Source organism: Luteibacter rhizovicinus (assembly GCF_004342265.1).
GTDB classification, from domain to species: domain Bacteria; phylum Pseudomonadota; class Gammaproteobacteria; order Xanthomonadales; family Rhodanobacteraceae; genus Luteibacter; species Luteibacter rhizovicinus_B.
The window spans coordinates 106,344-125,562 of sequence record NZ_SMCS01000007.1; the positions used below are offsets into that span (position 1 = coordinate 106,344).

At 60.6% G+C, this 19,219-nt stretch carries 18 protein-coding genes and 1 tRNA gene; 16 read left to right on the top strand and 3 right to left on the bottom strand.

The window, feature by feature from the left end:
- Positions 1-56: 56 nt before the first annotated feature.
- From EC912_RS15955 to EC912_RS19450, 6 genes are all read left to right on the top strand, one after another.
- Positions 57-1,085 (top strand): ribonucleotide-diphosphate reductase subunit beta, encoded by a 1,029-nt coding sequence (locus tag EC912_RS15955; RefSeq protein WP_132145886.1) that lies wholly within the window; start codon positions 57-59, stop codon positions 1,083-1,085.
- A gap of 188 nt (positions 1,086-1,273) precedes the next feature.
- Complete coding sequence (locus tag EC912_RS15960) at positions 1,274-1,663, top strand: acyl-CoA thioesterase (protein WP_132145888.1); 390 nt, start codon at positions 1,274-1,276, stop codon at positions 1,661-1,663.
- A gap of 85 nt (positions 1,664-1,748) precedes the next feature.
- Complete coding sequence (locus EC912_RS15965) at positions 1,749-2,195, top strand: MerR family transcriptional regulator (protein WP_132145890.1); 447 nt, start codon at positions 1,749-1,751, stop codon at positions 2,193-2,195.
- Positions 2,192-3,184 (top strand): aldo/keto reductase, encoded by a 993-nt coding sequence (locus EC912_RS15970; protein ID WP_132145892.1) that lies wholly within the window; start codon positions 2,192-2,194, stop codon positions 3,182-3,184. The genes EC912_RS15965 and EC912_RS15970 overlap by 4 nt, the downstream gene beginning before the upstream one ends.
- A 46-nt stretch (positions 3,185-3,230) precedes the next feature.
- Positions 3,231-4,058 carry an NADPH-dependent 7-cyano-7-deazaguanine reductase QueF gene (gene queF, locus EC912_RS15975; RefSeq protein WP_132145894.1) on the top strand — a complete coding sequence of 276 codons (828 nt, stop codon included), beginning with the start codon at positions 3,231-3,233 and terminating at the stop codon, positions 4,056-4,058.
- 127 nt (positions 4,059-4,185) lie between these two features.
- Positions 4,186-4,764, top strand: a complete 579-nt coding sequence (locus EC912_RS19450) for a hypothetical protein (protein WP_165973638.1) — start codon at positions 4,186-4,188, stop codon at positions 4,762-4,764.
- Between the two features lie 50 nt (positions 4,765-4,814).
- On the opposite strand, the gene EC912_RS15985 is transcribed toward EC912_RS19450, so the two are convergent.
- Positions 4,815-5,198 carry a hypothetical protein gene (locus EC912_RS15985; protein WP_165973639.1) on the bottom strand — a complete coding sequence of 128 codons (384 nt, stop codon included), beginning with the start codon at positions 5,196-5,198 and terminating at the stop codon, positions 4,815-4,817.
- A 296-nt stretch (positions 5,199-5,494) separates the two neighbouring features.
- Here EC912_RS15985 and EC912_RS15990 point away from each other — a divergent pair, with 296 nt between their 5' ends.
- The 3 genes from EC912_RS15990 (at position 5,495) to EC912_RS16000 (ending at position 7,461) form a co-directional block, all read left to right on the top strand.
- Positions 5,495-5,698 carry a CsbD family protein gene (locus EC912_RS15990; RefSeq protein WP_132145900.1) on the top strand — a complete coding sequence of 68 codons (204 nt, stop codon included), beginning with the start codon at positions 5,495-5,497 and terminating at the stop codon, positions 5,696-5,698.
- Between the two features lie 68 nt (positions 5,699-5,766).
- The gene (locus EC912_RS15995) at positions 5,767-5,940 is read left to right on the top strand and encodes a DUF1328 domain-containing protein (protein ID WP_132145902.1); all 174 of its coding nucleotides are present in this window, start codon (positions 5,767-5,769) and stop codon (positions 5,938-5,940) included.
- A gap of 681 nt (positions 5,941-6,621) precedes the next feature.
- Complete coding sequence (locus EC912_RS16000; RefSeq protein WP_132145904.1) at positions 6,622-7,461, top strand: hypothetical protein; 840 nt, start codon at positions 6,622-6,624, stop codon at positions 7,459-7,461.
- A 76-nt stretch (positions 7,462-7,537) separates the two neighbouring features.
- Here the strand turns inward: EC912_RS16000 and EC912_RS16005 are convergent, their stop codons facing one another.
- A complete protein-coding gene (locus tag EC912_RS16005; protein WP_243649321.1) occupies positions 7,538-10,831 on the bottom strand; it encodes a TonB-dependent receptor in 3,294 nt (1,097 codons plus the stop codon).
- 1,437 nt (positions 10,832-12,268) lie between these two features.
- On the opposite strand from EC912_RS16005, the gene EC912_RS16010 reads away from it, so the two are divergent.
- From EC912_RS16010 to EC912_RS16040, 7 genes are all read left to right on the top strand, one after another.
- On the top strand, positions 12,269-13,372 hold the full coding sequence (locus EC912_RS16010; RefSeq protein ID WP_132145906.1) for a type III polyketide synthase: 1,104 nt from the start codon (positions 12,269-12,271) through the stop codon (positions 13,370-13,372).
- Positions 13,369-14,310 (top strand): aldo/keto reductase, encoded by a 942-nt coding sequence (locus tag EC912_RS16015; RefSeq protein WP_132145908.1) that lies wholly within the window; start codon positions 13,369-13,371, stop codon positions 14,308-14,310. Before EC912_RS16010 ends, EC912_RS16015 begins: the two co-directional genes overlap by 4 nt.
- A 25-nt stretch (positions 14,311-14,335) precedes the next feature.
- Positions 14,336-15,226 carry an SDR family oxidoreductase gene (locus EC912_RS16020; protein ID WP_132145910.1) on the top strand — a complete coding sequence of 297 codons (891 nt, stop codon included), beginning with the start codon at positions 14,336-14,338 and terminating at the stop codon, positions 15,224-15,226.
- 73 nt (positions 15,227-15,299) lie between these two features.
- Positions 15,300-16,355, top strand: a complete 1,056-nt coding sequence (locus tag EC912_RS16025) for a DUF6081 family protein (protein WP_243649322.1) — start codon at positions 15,300-15,302, stop codon at positions 16,353-16,355.
- Between the two features lie 32 nt (positions 16,356-16,387).
- A complete protein-coding gene (locus tag EC912_RS16030) occupies positions 16,388-16,840 on the top strand; it encodes a nuclear transport factor 2 family protein (RefSeq protein ID WP_132145914.1) in 453 nt (150 codons plus the stop codon).
- Between the two features lie 10 nt (positions 16,841-16,850).
- Positions 16,851-18,302 carry an FAD-binding oxidoreductase gene (locus EC912_RS16035; protein ID WP_165973641.1) on the top strand — a complete coding sequence of 484 codons (1,452 nt, stop codon included), beginning with the start codon at positions 16,851-16,853 and terminating at the stop codon, positions 18,300-18,302.
- Positions 18,303-18,366: 64 nt separating this feature from the next.
- On the top strand, positions 18,367-18,879 hold the full coding sequence (locus tag EC912_RS16040) for a hypothetical protein (RefSeq protein WP_132145918.1): 513 nt from the start codon (positions 18,367-18,369) through the stop codon (positions 18,877-18,879).
- A 245-nt stretch (positions 18,880-19,124) separates the two neighbouring features.
- On the opposite strand, the gene EC912_RS16045 is transcribed toward EC912_RS16040, so the two are convergent.
- Positions 19,125-19,201 (bottom strand) — tRNA-Arg (locus tag EC912_RS16045).
- Positions 19,202-19,219 lie beyond the last annotated feature (18 nt).

The window sequence follows — 19,219 nt, forward strand, 5'->3', positions numbered from 1 at the left end:
CGTTATCTCGCGGGGCGGTTCGCCGCCCCGCCGATTTGTTTGCAAGAGGCTCTCACATGTCCGCAGCTCCGATCTCCCGCGATACCAACATCCTCGACCCCGGCTTCGAGCTGACCCTGCGGCCGATGAAATATCCGCAGTTCTACGAGATGTACCGCGCCGCGATCCGCAACACGTGGACCGTCGAGGAAGTCGATTTCTCGCTGGATACCTCGGACCTGACGACCAAGATGTCGGATGCCGACCGCCACCTGATCCATCGTCTGGTGGCGTTCTTCGCCACGGGCGATTCGATCGTGTCGAACAACCTCGTGCTGAATCTGTACCAGCACGTGAACTCGCCCGAAGCGCGCATGTACCTGTCGCGCCAGCTGTACGAGGAAGCGCTGCACGTGCAGTTCTACCTCACGCTGCTCGATACCTATATTCCCGAACCGTCCGAGCGCAACAAGGCGTTCGCCGCGATCGAGAGCATTCCGTCGATCCGCCAGAAGGGCGAGTTCTGCTTCAAGTGGATCGATTCCATCCAGAACCTCAACCGTCTGGAAACGCGCGAACACCGCCGTCAGTTCCTGCTCAACCTGATCTGCTTCGCCGCGTGCATCGAAGGCTTGTTCTTCTTCGCCGCGTTCGCTTACGTGTACTACCTGCGCTCGCGCGGCCTGCTGCACGGTCTCGCGTCGGGCACCAACTGGGTGTTCCGCGACGAATCCGGCCACATGGCGTTCGCGTTCGAAGTGGTCCGCACCGTGCGCGAGCAGGAACCGGATCTGTTCGACGACGAGATGCGCGCGCAGGTCGAAGCGATGATGGAAGACGCCATCGCGTGCGAAACGCAGTTCGCGGCCGACGTGCTTTCGGGCGGCGTGGCCGGCCTGTCGGTCAACGACATGCGCCAGTACCTCGAATACTGCGCCGACCAGCGCCTGGTCCAGCTGGACATGCCGAAGAAATACGGCGCGAAGAACCCGTTCGACTTCATGGATCTGCAGGACGTGCAGGAACTGACGAACTTCTTCGAGCGCCGCGTCTCGTCGTATCAGGTCGGCGTGCAGGGCGAAGTGACGTTCGACGCGTCGTTCTGATCCATCGGCTTTCGTGACACCGAAAAGGCCCGTTCCTGCGCTGCAGGGCCGGGCCTTTTTCTTGCACCGCCGCTTTTGCTTTTCGTAGTAGCCCGCTTGCGGGCTCCTACAACCGATGGCCGGGCGGGTGGCACGAAGCGTGTGCGTCGCCCACAATGCCGCATCGCACAACGAAAAGGCCGCCATCCATGGCATCCCCCTCGAATCCCACCGAAGCCCGCCTTCTGGAAATCGTCTTCCCCGACCACACCAACCACCTCGGCACGCTCTTCGGCGGACAGGCGCTGGCCTGGATGGATAAGGCGGCGTTCCTCGCGGCATCGCGCTATTCGCGCCAGATCGTCGTCACCGCCCGCTCGGAGCAGGTCGATTTCCACGTACCCGTGCGCAAGGGCCAGATGGTCGAACTCATCGCCACGGTCGTCGGCGTCGGCCGCACGTCCATGAAGATCGACGTCGCCATGTTCACCGAAGACCTCATCACCGGCGCACGCGAACTCTGCACCCGCGGCACGTTCACGATGATCGCGCTGGACGCCGACCACAAGCCGACACCCGTACAGCCGCTGCCGGCGTGAAACGGATTTATGGGCCATCCCGCGTGAAAAACGTTTCATCCTGAAGTGTTGACTTCGAGCGCACTCGAAGGCGTATCGTCTTCGCATGCCTACCTTTCTCAGCATCCGTGAAGCCGCTCTCGCCACCGGTCTCACCGCGCATACGCTGCGCTATTACGAACAGATCGGCCTGATCGATCCGGTTCCCCGTCGCTCCGGCCAGCGCGTCTACGGCGAGCCGGAAATGGCCTGGATCGAGTTCGTGCTGCGCCTGCGCGGCACGGGCATGTCCATGCGCGATATCCAGGTATACGCGGAGCTGCGCCGTGCAGGCGAGACCCCCGAAAACGTACGCCTGAAAGGCGATCTGCTGGCGCGCCATGCGGCGCACATGCGCGGCGAGCTTCAACGGCTCACGGAAACCATCGCCCGACTCGACGAGAAGATCGCCCTTTACCGGTCCTTCTACGGCCAGTCCGTTCCCGAATCCCCGGAGGAACCGCCCGTCGTGGCGATTCCCCTCTCCCCATCGAACCGCAGGAGACACGCATGATCAACCGCACACTTGGCCGCAACGGGCCGACGGTTTCCGCTCTGGGCCTTGGCTGCATGGGCATGAGCGAGTTCTATAGCGGCCGCGACGATGCCGAGTCGATGGCCACGCTGCAACGGGCCTTCGAACTTGGTATCGACTTCCTCGATACATCCGATGCCTATGGCCCGTATACGAATGAAGAACTGGTCGGCAAGGCGATCGCCGGCCGTCGCGAGAAAGTGTTCCTCGCCACGAAATTCGGCATCGTTCGCGATCCGTCGAACGCCAATGCGCGCGGCATCAGCGGCCGGCCGGAGTATGTGAGGAAGTCGGTCGAGGGCAGCCTGAAGCGCCTGGGTACCGACTACATCGATCTCTACTACCAGCACCGCGTGGACCGCGAAGTGCCGATCGAAGAGACCATTGGCGCCATGGCCGAGCTGGTCGTCGAAGGCAAGGTGCGCTATCTCGGCATGTCCGAAGCATCGAGCGCGACGATCGAGCGAGCGCACAAGATTCATCCGATCACGGCCCTGCAGACGGAATATTCGCTCTGGACGCGCGACCCCGAAAGCAACGGCATCCTCGACACCTGCCGCAAACTTGGCATCGCCTTCGTGGCGTACAGTCCGCTCGGTCGTGGCTTCCTCACCGGCTCCATCACCCGGCCGGAAGACTTCCCCGAGGACGACTATCGCAAGATGAGCCCGCGCTTCCAGGGCGAGAACTTCGCGAAAAACCTGCGCCTGGTCGAAAAGGTGCAGGAATTCGCCAGGGCAAAGGGCTGCACGCCGTCCCAGCTGGCGCTGGCGTGGGTTCTCGCCCAGGGCAACGATATCGTGCCCATTCCCGGGACCAAGCGTCGCAAATACCTGGAAGAGAACGTGGGTGCCATCGACGTGCGCCTGGAACCGGCCGAACTCGCGGAAATCGACGCGATCTTCCCGGCCGACGCGGTCTCGGGCGAACGCTACGTGCCCGCCATGATGGGCAGCCTCAACGGCTGACGCGCCGGTCACGTACAATGGCGGTTCCACCGATTCGCGAACCGCCATGTCGTCCCCCGAACACTCGCCGCTGGGCAAGTCCACCGTCTATGCCGACCGCTACGACGCCAGCCTGCTCTTCCCCATTCCGCGCCAGGGCAAGCGGGACGACCTCGGGGTGACCCATCCGCTGCCGTTCCACGGCATGGATGTCTGGAACGGCTACGAGCTTTCCTGGATCGACGACCGCGGCAAACCCGTGGTGGCCGTGGCCGAGTTTCGCGTTCCGGCCACCACCCCGAACATCGTCGAGTCGAAGTCCTTCAAGCTGTACCTCAACAGCTTCGCCCAGGAGCGCATGGTCAGCGCGGACGCTCTGCGTACCGTGCTCGAACGCGATCTGTCACAGGCAGCCGGGGGACCGGTATCCGTCGTGCTGCGCTCGCCGGGCGACATCGAAGGCACCCTCATCGCGGAACCCGAAGGCATTCTGCTGGACGCGCAGGACCTGGCCATCGATCATTACGGGCCTCCGCGCGCCGATTTCCTGAGCGCTCCGGCCGGCCCCATCGTCACGGAAGCGTTGGTCTCGCACCTGCTGCGGTCGAACTGCCCGGTCACCGGGCAGCCGGACTGGGGCAGCGTGCAGGTCCGTTACACGGGCGCACCGATCGATCGTGCCGGCCTGCTCCGCTATATCGTTTCCTTCCGCAACCACACCGAATTCCACGAACAGTGCGTCGAGCGCATGTTCATGGATATCTCGCAGCGCTGCGCACCACGCGAGCTGACGGTGTATGCGCGCTATACCCGCCGCGGCGGCCTGGATATCAACCCTTTCCGCAGCACCGACCCCACTGCCCGGCCCGCCAATCCACGCGGCGCGCGGCAGTAAATCCAGGGCCGTTCATGCGTACTTCATTGCTATTGCCTTTACTTACGTAGTCTGTAATCTGCCGCGGCCAGGGGAAACCACGCCGCGGTCCCCCGTTTCGTATCGAACGTACCCGGAATCACACGCCATGAAGCTCTCCTTCCGCTCCTCCGTACTCGTCACGGCTACCCTCGCGGGTATGCTGGTCCTTACCGCCTGCGGCAAGAAGGAAGAGCAGCAGCCTGCCGCTCCGGCGCCGTCCTCGACCGCTCCGGCCGCTCCGGCACCGGCCTCCACGGCCCCTGCCGCCGCCAGCACCGTCGCGGCAGCTCCCGCCGCCGCACCGACCGCTGCCCCGGCAGCGCCGGTCGCCGCCAGCGAATCGCTGAAGGTCGCGTCCGTCACGCTCGGAAACGCCGTCGGCAACGACAAGAAGGTCGCCAAGGCCAAGACCAGCTTCGTCGCCAGCGACAAGATCATCTACGCCAGCGTCGCCACCGAAGGCACCACCGCCGGTGCCACGCTGACCGCGAAGTGGATCTATCAGGACGGCGATACCGTCACCACGGTCAGCGACATCAGCCAGTCGATCAGCACCGACGGCCCGGCCGTGACGACGTTCAAGATCCAGAATCCGAACGAGTGGCCGGAAGGCAAGTACAAGGTCACCGTCTCGCTGAACGGCCAGGCTGTCGGCAACGAAGCGTTCGAAGTGAAGAAGCGCTGATCCCAGTCCCCTGCTTCGACAAAAAAGGGCGCCTTCCGGGGCGCCCTTTTTTATGGCGTATGTTCTTCGTATTTCACGCGACGTCTCACGGCATCGACGGCTCGACGCAACTGCTTCACGTCGTACGGCTTGGGCACCATCGGCGCGGACGCGTATGGCTGGGGAATATCGGCGATTCGCAAGCAGGTCGCCACGATGTAGGCGGTGCCGCGACGCTCGAGCGAGTCGAGTACCGGCCAGGCCATCCGGCCTTGCAGATCGAGATCCACGACCGCGAAATCGCATGCTGTGTTGCGCACGGCGTCCATGGCACGACCTACCGTACCCACGCTGACCACAACGCGGCATCCCAGACGCGCAAGCACGTCGACCAGTGTGTCTGCCAACAGCAGATTGTCTTCGCAGACCAGCACACGCGGCACGTTCGCTTCCATGACGCCCCCTTTGCCTGGTTCCCCCTGCCGAGCCAGCATACGCCAGAAAATTGCGAAGAAACTACCGCGTAACGGCAACTTTGCACCGTGTTCTCGGCTCTTTTCGAATGGATAGACCGGCGATGGAGATGAAAACGATTTCTTCATAACGCAGTAGTGCACAGGGCTCATGTGCAGATAACGGCAAGGCACGGTGAGACGTCGTCTCACTCCACGCTGACGTGGAATTCAATACGTCGATGTTCGAATCGCTCCCAAGCCGGCCGTCGCCGGCGTACCCCGGAGAGGAGAGTTGAATGAACGAAGACACCATCAAGGGCCAGTGGAAACAGCTGGCCGGCCGCATGAAGGAAAAGTGGGGCAAGCTGACCGACGACGACCTCAAGATCGCCGAAGGCAATAGCGAATACCTCGCCGGCAAGGTGCAGGAACGTTATGGCGTTGCCAAGGACGAAGCCGAGAAACAGGTGAAGAACTTCCGCAACGACATCGACCGGTAATACCGACATCGCGTCATCCGGCCATCTCAATTCGCCGGCCGGCAAGAACCAGAACGAGGAGATGCACCATGCTGCACTGGGCCGTCGTATTTTTCGTCGTCGCCATCATCGCCGCGGTTTTCGGTTTCACCGGAATCGCAGCGGGCGCCGCGAGCATCGCGAAGATCCTGTTCGTGGTCTTCCTGATCCTGTTCGTCCTCTCGCTGCTGTTCGGCGGCTTGCGCCGCGGGCCGAGAATATAGACGGCAGGTAAGCGTGAGTTGCAACGGAAAGCCCCGGCATGCCGGGGCTTTTTTTGGCTCTTCACGCATTAGCGGGGACGACCCGACGTGTCTCGTCGATCTTCGTCAAGGACAGCCGCCTCACGCTCGTGCGTCGGTGAGGCCGCGACCGGGTTGGCTGTGGGCAGAGCACGAGCCGAGCACGTGGGTGTAGCTGACCGGCATGCGGTCAGCTACACCCATACGTCGACGCCATGCTTTCCTCCACGTGACCGCAGCATCCGGAAGAGCCGTCGGCCACCACCCTCGACGCGACTTGCGCAACCGAGCGCGAAGGGCGGACAAGGCCCGCAGGGGGCGGACCTGGACGGTCCGCCGTTTTTGCTGAGGCAGGGAGGCCGAATCAAAAACCCCCGCCCGCAGCGCGGGCGCGACGGGGCGCAGCCATAGAACAAAAGCCGCGCAGCGGCTCTCCCTTCCCGAGCGACGGTGAAGCCGGAGCGTCGAGGGTGGTGGCCGACGGCTCTCCCCGAAACGTCACAGCGCGAAAGCGATGGCGAAGCCGAGCCGCCCCCGACCATGCGTGAAGAACCTTTTTTAAGGAGTGAGGAGGCCATGGCGGTGCAATAAAAGTACGCCTATCATCCGCGCTGGACTCGCCTACCGGGTTGGCCGGGGTCGCTCCAGGGGAAGGAAAACTCGATGTCATTGAATAACGATGGGCGCGGCAAGCGCCTGGGATCTCTTGCGGCTCTGGTACTGGGTGCATGCGCGCTGACCGCATGCAGCGGCAACAACGCACCGGCGGCAACGGCGGATACGAATACGACCGCACCCAAAGACGGTGGCAATGCCTACGAACTGGTCATGCAGCAGCGCACCGACCCGGTCCACGGCGAACGCGTAGCGATGCGCATCGCCTACGATATCTGCGTGGAAGGTGCCAAAGCGCTTAACCAGCCGGCAAAACCCTTTCCCGCCGATCCGGCCGATCCGGCGGTCGAACGGAACACGGTGATCACCGACGGCCGCTCGTATGTCCGAAAGACCGAGCAGCTGTCCGACGCGAATACGGAAAAGATGCAGCCCGACCAGGGCTGCGAGTTCAGTATCTGGCCCGTCACGACCGAAACCCTGATCACGCATCAGGGCAAGGCAACGCGCGTAAAGCGCGACTACGACGGCAAGATCACCACGGAAACGGACGACGACGTTCTGTCACAGGTAGCCAAATCTCCGCAGGACAACAGCCATTTCTCCGAGCGCCGCACGGTCAATGGCGTCAATCTGCGCTGCATGCCGAAAGACGATCCCACGCTGGCCGCCCTCCTGAAGGCCACCGGCACGCAGGATCTGTGCATCTACGAAAAGGATGGTCAGCTGCTTAACGCGGATGGGACGGACATGGTGCTGTACTCGCGCGTGACCCAACCCGTCCAGATCGGCGGCACGTCTCACGACACCATCGTCGAGCCGGTATCGCTGAAGCGCCTCGATCATGTCGACCCGGCCACATTCGATCCGGCCACGTACTCTCGCTAAGCAGACGGCGCCGGGACATCCGGTGCCGCGGGAACTCTCTGCAGGAGCGCTCTCGAGCGCTCCTGCACGCCATGGATCAGAACGTGTATCGCGCCGTGATCTGCAACGACCAGCGCGACTGCGCACGATCGTCTTCGGTCACATACGAACCCGGGTTGTAGTTCCCCTTGCCGTCCAGCGGCAGGGCATACACGTACTTGCCCGTCGCCGGATCGACGCCTGCGAAATTGGCCAGGCTGCGCATATATGGGTAGCCGATATCGCGCACCTGCCCCCAGCGCTTGTTGAGCAGGTTGGTGACGTTGAAGATATCCAGCCGCAGTTCGCCCTTGTTGCCCTTGAACAGGCCCGGGATTTCCTGCCGGATGGCCAGGTCGAGTTCGTTGACCCAGGGAGAATGCGCGCCGTTGCGTTCGGCGACGGTACCTTCCCGGCCCTTCAGATAGTTGTCTTGCCCCATGAAGCGGTAGAACTGGTCGATCGCCGCCTGCTTCGTTCCGGCCTGGAACAGGACGTCGCCCGGCTTCGGGATATACGCAAGACCCATCGGCCACGAGGTTCCCGTGGCGTTGATACCGCTGACGTCGTTGCCGAACACCCAGCTGAACGGCTGGCCGGTGTGTCCATCGTAGAAAGCCGAGACACTGGTGGTGTAGTCACCGAAGAAACGATGCTGCCAGCTCAGCGACGCGATGATGCGGCGGCTGATTTCGAAATTGCTGTGACCGACGGCATCGGCATTCGGATTGAACACGGCATCGTTCGCCCAGGTACTGGCGGCGACCTTTTCATTACCCGAACTTACGTCCTTCGAGCTGCCGAACACGAAGCCGACCGATCCTGACCAGTCGGAGTCGGCGGTAAACGGCTTGGCCAGCTGCAAGGTGCCGTAAGTAGCCTGCCCCTGACTCGTATTGCTGAGATAGATAACGTTGCCGAAGCGCGGATCGCGATTGGCCCGCGCACCCGCGCAGACACCCGTGGGCGTGGCGCAGATCGCCTGCCCCGTCGGCGTCTTGCCGACACTGCGGAACGCATTCGGATCGGTCGTCGTCCAGTAGCTCGAACGGCCATCGGGCAGTACGCCCGTTGCCGCACCGAGATTCAGGTCCTGGAAACGGACGGCGTTCTTCGTCTCCAGGTGTTCGACCTCGGCGGTCAGCACCAGGTTGGACCAGGGCAACTGGTGATCGAAGCCCAGGCTCGCCTTCCATACCGTCGGCATCTTGAAGTTGCCGTCGGTCACGTCGACTTCCGGCGAGCCGCCCTTGCGCACGTTGGACGGAATCAGCGGATTCAACGGATTGGCCGTGAAGCCAGTGCCGTTGGACGACGAATAGCTCGTCAGCGACAAGCCGTTATTCGTATACGGGTTGGACAGCCATACGCCCGGAGGCGCACCTTCGGACAAGCCAATACCGCCGCGTAGCTGGGTCGGACGTTCCGCGTCGAAGTTGTAGTTGAACGACGCGCGCGGTTCGATCACGCCGTTTCCGTCGATCGTCGCATTATTCGGATACCCCGGGAACGCACCGTTGAAGGTCGGATTGTTCAGCGGCGCGCTGCTCACCTTCGGCAGGTCGTAACGCAGTCCGTACTGCAGCGAAAGATTGCCGATCTGCCACGTATCCTGCGCGAACAGTCCCCACTGCGTCAGATTCCAGCGGGCCGCGATGCTGTCGAGATTGCCGTCGGTGGGCTGGTAAACCGAGTAGCTGAAGTAGTTCTTATTGGCGAACGCGTCGATGCTCGGAAAAACATAGGCACCGAATTCGGTACGGCCGAACAGGTTGTAGAACTCGTCGCGCTGATAATCGACACCGGCCTTGATCGCATGATCGCCCACGAACCACGTACCGGCGAAGAAGCCGTTATAGCTCTTGATGCCGAGAATATTGTAGTGACGGAATTCTTCCTCGCCGAGGTTCACGAAGGGGCCGGTAATCGTGCTTCCGTTCACCACGCCGTTCGTATAGACCTTGACCTGCGGCTGCTGCGTTTGCACCGTAGGCGTCGCGTCGTACTTCGAATACGAGAACGCCGCCTCGGTCGAGAACGATTCGCTCCAGTCGTCGTAAGCGTTCAGCACCCACTGCGAATTTTCGCGATGCTTGGTGAACCAGTAGCTGGAAAGACTAAGGCTGGGCGACGTCGACGACGTGCTGTACCCGTTGAGGTTCGGCTGTTCGCTGTTGACCTTGTCGTAGCGAAGACTCAGGCGGTGACCGTCCGCGATATTCCAGTCGAGTTTGAACAGGCCGCGCTTCTCTTCCTGATCGGCACCGGCCGCGTTCAACGTGCCTGGATTCATGCCGAGATTGGTCGCGATCTGCGAAATGCGATCGACGTCGGACTGGCTGATGGGCACGATATTGCCCTTACCCGAACCGAGCGGCCCGAAGTTGGGCGCGGGTGCCAGTGTCTTCGACTTCTCCACGCTGGCGAAGAAGAACAGCTTGTCCTTGATGATCGGACCGCCGAACGTCGCGCCGCCGGTCCACTGCCGCGTATAGCCTTTGAACTCGGCACCGGCCTGGTTATCGCCAACCATGTTTCTGGCGTTGCGGTAAACGTAATAGACCGAACCGTGGAAATCGTTCGTACCGCTTTTCGTCACGATGTTGATGTTCGCGCCGACGGCGCGCTTGTTCGCCACATCGTAGTTCGCGGTGGAAATGTTGTACGCCTCGATCGCGTCCAGCGAGATCGGCTGGTTCAGCGCCGGCAGGCCGTTGTCTTCGAGACCGAACGAGTCGTTCGTCGGTACCGAGTCGATCGTGATGTTGTTGTAGCGGCTGTTCTGACCGAGCGCCGAGATTTCGCCCTTGCTCTTGTTCGTCACCGTGATCGCGGGATTAAGGCGTGCGATATCCTGAATCGAGCGATTCGGCACCGGCAGCATCTTCAGTTCCTGCTGCGATACCTGCGTGCCCATGCCCTTGTTGTCGGCGGTGAATATCTGCGCCATGGCGACATCGCTGGCATTCGCACGCACCTGCACGCCTTCGAGCTGTGTCGCACCGGTCGCGGCGGCCGCGACGGTCAGGTCCAGGCTGGTGTCCTGGGCCAGTTGCAGATAGATGTCGTCGCGCTCCGCGGTTCCCGAGGAGGTCTTCGCCGTCACATCGAACGGACCGCCGACACGCAGGCCCTGTGCCTTGTAGCGCCCGCTTGTATCGGTAGTGACGACGCGCGTCGTGCCGGAAGGCACATGCACGATTTCGACCGTGACGCCGGCGGCGGGTGCGCCACTGGCATCGAGTACGCGTCCGCTCATGGACGACGAGGTGTTCTGCGCATAGGCCGTACCGGCCATAAGCAACGACGCGATGGCTACGGAGAGCCAACGCCTGCGGATATGTCCCTGCATTCCCTTCCCCAAAAGTATTCCGTGAATTCCCCTGCCCCGTTGTCCGGGGACTAGTCGCGAACCTTAAGTGCCTAGCGTGACCGAACGACGACAGTCGGGATCGTGAAGTGTGTCTCTTTTCACATATCCGGTGGGCAAGCACACGATGAAATTCGATCCCCTACAACTGACGACATATTGTCGCGCTTCACACGCACTCCTACGCTTTCAGTCCAGTTCATACGGAGTGGAGGGAACTGGCATGAAATGCCGATCGTTACCTTCTTTATAACGTTGAACGTGCCATCCCCGGTCAACGGGTGCGCTCGTCGGAATGAACGTCTCCGCTAGAGACGACACCTGCTCCGCGACAACGCTAGTCGACGCGCCATCCCCGTCAATCGACCTGCCCCCCGCCGGCGATCCAACGGCGGCAGGACGCATTCGCCCGAACCCAATCGACTCTCGCCCTGAGAGAACGCGATGAAAAAGGAGGCCCGTTGGTGATATCGAGGCGCGAACGGCGCCTTGCTTCCGGGTACGCGACATCTCACGCCGAAACAATCTCCGACGCGACAAAAAATGATCTTGCGTATCCATCGATTCCCTTGCTCGTTGAACGAGCACTCATTCCGTGGAGAACCTCATGCTCATGCATCGCACAATGAAAGGATATTTCAGGTCCAGATTCTCGTTCTTTTTCGTTGCCACTGCGGGACTGCTATTTGCCATGCTGGCGGTGCCTGCCAGCGCACATGCCCTAAGCCTCGCCGTATGCACGGGAAGTCACGCGGCAACCTGGTCACCAGGCGTCACCTATGCGACGGAGGGACACACCGTCACCACCGACAGTCAATGGACCTGCGTACAACTGGCGGCTCCGGTACTTACCTCTGCTTCTTCCCACGAACAATTCACAGCTCAATTCTCGTGCGGGTCCCTTCTGACACCGGCGCCCGCGACGTGGACAATCAAGTGGGCTGACAATGTAACCAGCACGTTCTCATTCACCTCCACAGTCAATGCCGTAGATGGGAACCTGGTGATTACCGCACTCGGGAACATCACCAACGGCCGATATGCGGGAAAACCTGCAAATGCCACGTTTACGCTACTCAATCTGGGGTCGACACTTAACAGCCAGTGCAGCTCCTCCACGGGAGTCACCAGCGCCAGCGGGCTGTCCACGTTGATTATTAGCCTCTGACCAGAGTCATGACTGCTCCGCGAAAGGATTCGCGGAGCGGTCCCAGGCACACCGAAGCGATACGTTGAAGAACGACGTCGCTCCTACAACCGATGACATATTGTCGTGCCGTATCCGGAATCCTACGCTCCCCATCGTCCCCAGGTAGCGATACATCCGCACCGATCATTCTGTCGACATGCCTTCCGCAACTGGCGACGGCCATGTACGCCCGACTCAGCGCAACCGACTCCTATATCAGGGAGAACGCTATGCCGATCCTCTGCCGCCCGGCAGTAGCCGTGCCGGAGTACACCGTCAGTCTTGATGAGACTCTCGCCCTGGCGCGTGAGCTCCATGCGGAACACGAGCACCTTCCTCTCGTGCTTCGGTTGATAAAAAACACCAGGGTGACGCGACGTCATCTGGTGCAACCGATCGAAGATACGCTACGCCATCCCGGCTTCGAAGCACGCAACTTGGTCTATGTGCGCGAGGCCAGAGCACGCATACCCGCCGTGGTTGCACAGGCGCTGGTCAATGCGGATATTACGGCCGATCGCATCGACGCCATCATCTATGTTTCGTGCACGGGATTTACGATGCCGTCGCCAACTGCATGGATGATCAACGAGCTCGGCTTCCGCAACGACACCCGGCAGCTACCTATCGCGCAACTCGGCTGTGCGGCGGGCGGTGCGGCCATCAATCGCGCCCACGATTTCTGTCTCGCCTATCCCGGCGCCCACGTACTCATCGTGGCCTGCGAGTTCTGCTCCCTCTGCTATCAACCCGCCGACCTGAGCGTAGGCAACCTTCTTTCCAACGGGCTATTTGGCGACGCGGTGGCCGCAGCAGTGGTTCGCGGAGATGGGGGCACAGGGATTCGACTGACCGGCAACGGATCCCGTCTCGTCCTCGGCACCGAAGACTGGATTTCGTATGCGGTAAAAGCTACTGGCTTCCACTTTTGTCTGGATAAACGCGTCCCCGGAACGATGGAACAACTGGCCCCCGAACTACGTGCCGTCGCCGCGGAGTACGGATGGAATGCCGCCGCCATGGATTTCTACATCATCCATGCTGGCGGTCCACGCATTCTCGACGACCTGTCGCACTTTCTCGGCGTCCACCCGGACATGTTCCGCTACAGCCGGGCAACCCTGACCGACTACGGCAACATCGCCTCCGCTGTCGTACTGGACGCGCTGCGTCGCCTGTTCGAAGCAGGCGGCGTTCGCGACGGCGCGCATGGCATCGTCGCTGGCTTCGGCCCTGGCATTACCGCCGAAATCACTCTGGGCAGCTGGGTAACCCAGGCACCATCCCGCGTTGCCGAAGTCCCAGACTTTGCCGTTAAGGAGGCTGTGCCATGATTACAGTTCAGCGAAAAACCAGCAGCCAGCAATTCACTCTGGGGGGCGACCTTAAGGTCAATCGCCTTGGCTATGGCGCCATGCACCTGACCGGCTATGGCATGTGGGGGCCTCCCGACGATCCCGATAACGCCATCCGCGTACTGCAGCATGCCGTCCACGATCTTGGCATCAACTTCATCGACACCGCCGACTCCTATGGCCCCGGCGACAACGAAGACATCATTCGCCGCGCGCTGCATCCCTATCCGGACGGCCTGGTCATTTCAACCAAAGGCGGCATGTTGCGTTCCGGTCGCAACGACTGGATACACGGCGCACCTGGAGCGCCCTATATCGTTCCGCTGGGGCGACCGGAGTATCTGCGTCAGCAAGTGGAAATGAGTCTTCGGCGCCTGGGCACCGAGCGCATCAGCCTCTATCAGCTACATAGCATCGACCCGAACGTGCCGCTGGCCGACTCCCTGGGCGAACTCGTTCGCCTTCAGAAGGAAGGCAAAATCCACCATATAGGACTTTCGAATCAACCCGGTGTCAGCATCGAACAGCTGATAGAAGCCCGTGAGCACGCAAACATCGTGGCCGTCGAAAATCTTTACAACATCGCCGACCGTGCCGACGACGACGTTTTGCAGTACGCCCAAAAACACCACATTGCTTTTATCCCGTGGTTTCCGCTGGGGCATGGCGGTCTGGTCGGGCCGGATAGCGCGCTCGCGCCTATTGCCACGCTGTATGACATCACCCCATCGCAACTCGCGCTTGCATGGCTGTTGCATCACTCGCCCGCGACTCTTCTTATCCCGGGAACGACATCCATTGCACATCTGGACGAGAACGCTCGCGCCGCAAGCATCGAACTCAACCCTGCGGAAATAAGAGCCATTGCAGAAGCGGTGGATCGCGCGCAGCTGCCGACCTGGCGGCCGGAGCGGTGATTCGCATCGACGCACGGAGCAAGCCATGGCCATATCGAGTCCAGTCACTATCCTGATTACCGGCGCCACGGGTACCGTCTCGACAAATCTCATCGACATACTTTCCCAATGGCCCGCAGTTCGCCTGCGCGCCATGGTGCGCGACCCAGCCAGAGCGACGGCATTTGAGAAACGGGGCATCGCGACTGTACAGGGTGATCTGGACGATCCCGGAACTTTACCTGGCGCATTCGACGGTGTGGATGCGCTCTGGTTGCTAACCGCACCGGGCCCACGCGCGTCCGAAAACAGCATGAATGCGCTGTGGGCAGCTCGCCGGGCAGGCGTACAAAGGGTCGTCCGGCTTTCCGCCGTGGGCGCGGCTGCCGATGCACCAACGCGCAATGGCCGTCTGCACGCTCAGTCGGATCACGAGATCATGGTGTCGGGCCTGCAATGGACCATTCTCAAACCGCATTTCTATATGCAGAATCTGCTCGCGGTGGCACCTGCGATCGCTGGTCAGAGCGTGCTGCCTTACGCATTGGGTGATGGTCGGCTGGGGCTGATCGACACACGCGACGTGGCCGACTTCGCCGCACAGATATTCGCCGCACCGGCGGCACATGCCGGTCGAACCTACACGCTCACAGGCACAGCATCTTTGTCCGGCGATGACATGGCGCATGCCATAAGCGATCGACTGGGTCGCCCGATCAGATACGTGCCCATGTCCCTGGACGCCACACGCCAGTTCATGACGAGCGCGGGCGCGTCACCCTGGATAGTAGGCATGTATCTGGAGTACTGCCAAGCATACGCGAACGGATGGGGGGATTTTGTGACTCGCGACTTCACTCAGCTGATCCAGCGACCGGCACGCAGCTTGTCCGATTTCGTGCGAGACCATGCTGCCGCATTCGGCGCGCCTTCCTGATGAACGCGGACGCCAACGACGACGATGTCTTACTCAACGGGCAAGTACGCCATTTTGCGACGGACACTTCAAAATGATTCGAAAAGTAACCATTCTATTAACCCTGGTATTGATACTTCTTGCCCCGGGCATCGCCTTCAGTCAAAACAAACTTCCGTATGTCGCTTTATGGGACGATTTCCATCGTCCGTTTTCTATAGATGCATCAGATGCTCGCTGGTTTTATTTCACCGCTGGCTCCTACGTGGGAGACGACGGCATCGTGAGTACCGGACCACACGGCCTGCGTGTCGTATCCACCGGCCTGAGCCCCTATAGCGGCGAGCCGGCGTTTACGCGAACGATCGGACAAGAACACGAAAATGGCGGTCTCCCCGGCGCGCTCGATCACGTCAAATGGCTTGCATTCATGAATCACACAGCGTCGACAGGCCTACCCGGGTTCGATGCCGTGCCGGGACAGACGCTTTCGTGCGCAGCGATCATGGGCGGCCAGACCTTCGGAACGAAACATCATCCCTTCGGGAACAACGTCATCGACGCCGACGACGACCTCCGGCTGGCATCGGTAGCGCAGACCGTTCTCGACTTCGAATCGTTCATTGTTTTCGACTTCTTCATCACCAACAAGCATATCTACGCTTACTACGAACGCCTGCCTTTTGGCCGTACGGCTATGCACAACTACGCTGCCTTCGCATTCGCGATACCCGTCGCCGATTACCGCCCGGGCGACGTTCATCGCCTGCGGATCGCTTACGACCGTTCCGCGCGCCTGACACGCTGGCTCGTGGACGAACGTGAGGTATATCGCGTCGACCGCATAGGACGCCTGATCGATCGCGACTATATGACCATCGATCTCGGCGGCATCGAAGAAGACGTCGCGCCACGCCAACTCGATTGCGGCATGGGCACGTTCACGCTGCTGGATGGGCATCTTCCTTCGGATAGAGGACTCGTCCGGCTATCCGAAGCGCCGTACTTCAATCCGGAGTTCGGCGCACCGGTGCCCGAGAATTTCGCCGACAACCTGAGCTTGTATGTCGACAGGATCTTCGGTCAGGGGGCCGAGCTCAAAGTGAAACGGTACTCCGTTTCGAGCATTCCCTCGTTCCTCGATCCCTAGTCGTTGCCAATCGACACAAAGGATTCGCAATCATGTCGACACTGCATCCCAATATCGTGACCTTACGCGCCGTCTATGCCGATCTACGCTGTATCGGCCAATACTCGGATGACCAGATTGTCCTGCATACCGCCGACCGTGGTGCCTCGGGTGGACCCGCAGAGGTAACCGGCAAGGAAGCCGTCCGGGCCAAGGAGCTCGACTTGATTCGCCTGAGTGGAGATACCCTCGTCATGGATGTCCAGAACATCATCGCCAATGACTACTTCGGCGCTGTACTAGGCACCCTGCGTACTCGCCGCGACGATCATGCCATCGGCATGCCTTTCTGCGGTCTCTGGCGCTTCAGGAATGGACTTATCGTCGAACACTGGGAAAACGCATACGAGGCCGCCATGCTCGGCCGCTTCCTCATGGGCGAGGAGATGGAGACAAACGACTGGGTCCACACATCCAGACCAGCCTCCGGCGCGACGCATGAATGAGGTGAATCGCATGTCAGACGATTCCTACCGCATCGGAGAAGCAGAGCACTCGCCCGCCGTAGACCGGGACATGTGCCGTCGTATCGCCCGACAGTTGAGTGACACCTTCAAAGGCGAGCTTATCGGTCCCACGCACACGGCATACGAGGACGCATGCCATGTATGGAACGGCATGGTCGACAAGCGTCCTGGCTTGATTCTTCGTTGTACGTGCACCGAAGATGTCGTTGCTGCCGTCAATGCCGCACGCGCGCTTCACCTTCCGCCATCGGTGCGTGGCGGCGGTCATTCGGTATCGGGAAAAGCCTTGTCGGAGGGTGGATTGACCATCGATCTTGGCGGTATGCGCCGGGTATCCGTCGACACGGGCCGGAAGCATGTCCATGCGGAAGGCGGCTGCCTGCTGGCGGACGTCGATGAAGCTACCGCAAGGCACGGACTGATCGTGCCTGCCGGCACCGTATCGGAAACCGGAATCGGTGGACTGGCGCTCGGCGGCGGTATCGGATGGCTCTCTCGCAAACATGGCCTCACCTGCGACCAGTTCGTCTCACTCGAACTAGTACTGGCCAGCGGGGAAGTCATCGAAGTTTCCGCCACCGGGCACTCCGACCTGTTCTGGGCACTCAAGGGCGGTGGGGGCAACTTCGGCGTCGTCACACGTTTCACTTTCAAGGCGCACACCTTCGGCCCCATGATGCATCTTGGCGTGTCCTTCTACGAACCCGACGATGCAGCCGAAGCCCTGCGAGAGTATGCCCGGATAGTACCCAGCCTGCCACGCACGGTTGGCTGGCATGCATCACTCAAATCAAACGTACCCCACCTACCATTCGTACGGCCGGACATGGTGGGCAAACGCATGTTGATGCTCGTTGCCATGTGGCTTGACGATGCCAATGCGCCGGAAGGGCACGAGATCGTCGAACGCCTGATTCGGATTGGAAAATCGCGCGTGGCCACCACGAATACGATCCCTTTCGCATCTTCCGTTCAAAGACTGATCGATGAGGAATTTGGCAGTGGTCACCGCTACTACACGAAGGAAGCACATGTGATCGATCTGGCGGACGAGGCCATCGACACTCTTGTCGACTTCTGGAAGGACATGCCGATGCATGGCGAGATCGAGGTCATCAATCTCGGCGGCGCTGTAAGCGATATAGCGGAGGAGGCCTCCGCCTTCTCGCATCGCCAGTACCTGTTATGGCTTAACTTTGCGATGCGCTGGGACGATCCGCTCAAGGATCGGGATTACATCGAGCAGATAAAAAAAGTCGCTGGAGATCTCCGCCATTGGGTTGGCAAAGGCATCTACACCAATATGCTCAACTTCGACGAACAGGACCGGGTTATCGAAGCTCTTGGAGGCTCAGGTAAGTACGCGAAACTCGGAAGGATCAAAGCAAAGTACGATCCCACCAATTTTTTCCGGGTGAACTGCAACATCGAACCGTCGTGAACCACATCGTTCCATGAACAATTCACGACGCAATTCTCACGCACTGCGCAGGGCCGATCGCTACATGCCGAAGAACTTCCCTATAGCGACCAATACGGGCGTTTCATTTGGTCAGCACTACGAAAAGACATCGCTGAATCCTTCCGCGAAACTGCATTCCGGCATATGCCATGGCCTTGCCCTGGCCTGGATCAGGAACGTGCACACCTGTTCGGATTTTTCCGGGAGAACCATCCCCTCGCGAACAGAAGGTGGACTGATGCACAACATGGTCAGCTACAACTTCAGCACGAGACGCCATGCCACAAGGACGGATACACGAACCACGTTGCGAGAGACGGCCGCCGCGGCTTATGGAAGCGATCCCGACACCGTGTCGGAAATATTTTCCGAGCTACGCGACAAGTACACCATCCTAGGCTTCGTCGACATCGCTTACTGCGGAGCGAAATCTCCCTTCGATATCGTCATGTTCCTGCATTCCGAAATTTTCGTGAGCGGCCACATCAATACGTATCTTCTTATATCCGGCGGGCACGTCTTATATCCGGCGGGCACGTCGTGGCCGTGGGACTGAGTCCTGTCGAAGTGGCTTATTTCGACTCGAACCTCGGCATGAAAATCTACAGCCGCGAGGAAGGAATAAAGAACATGACGATTTCACGGGATTTTGAGCATGGGCTCATGAACTACCACCACAAACGCCTTGCGGTCATAAAGATCCGCTACTGAGCAAGTGGCGCAAGGCCAGGGGCGGTCGCAACCGGCTACAGCGATCGCCACCGTACTGAACGGCGGCGGCTCGCATGGCGGCATGGGAGATGGTGCGCCCGGAGGGATTCGAACCCCCGACCAATGGCTTCGGAAGCCACTACTCTATCCGGCTGAGCTACGGGCGCAGGTACAGCGGACGCGTA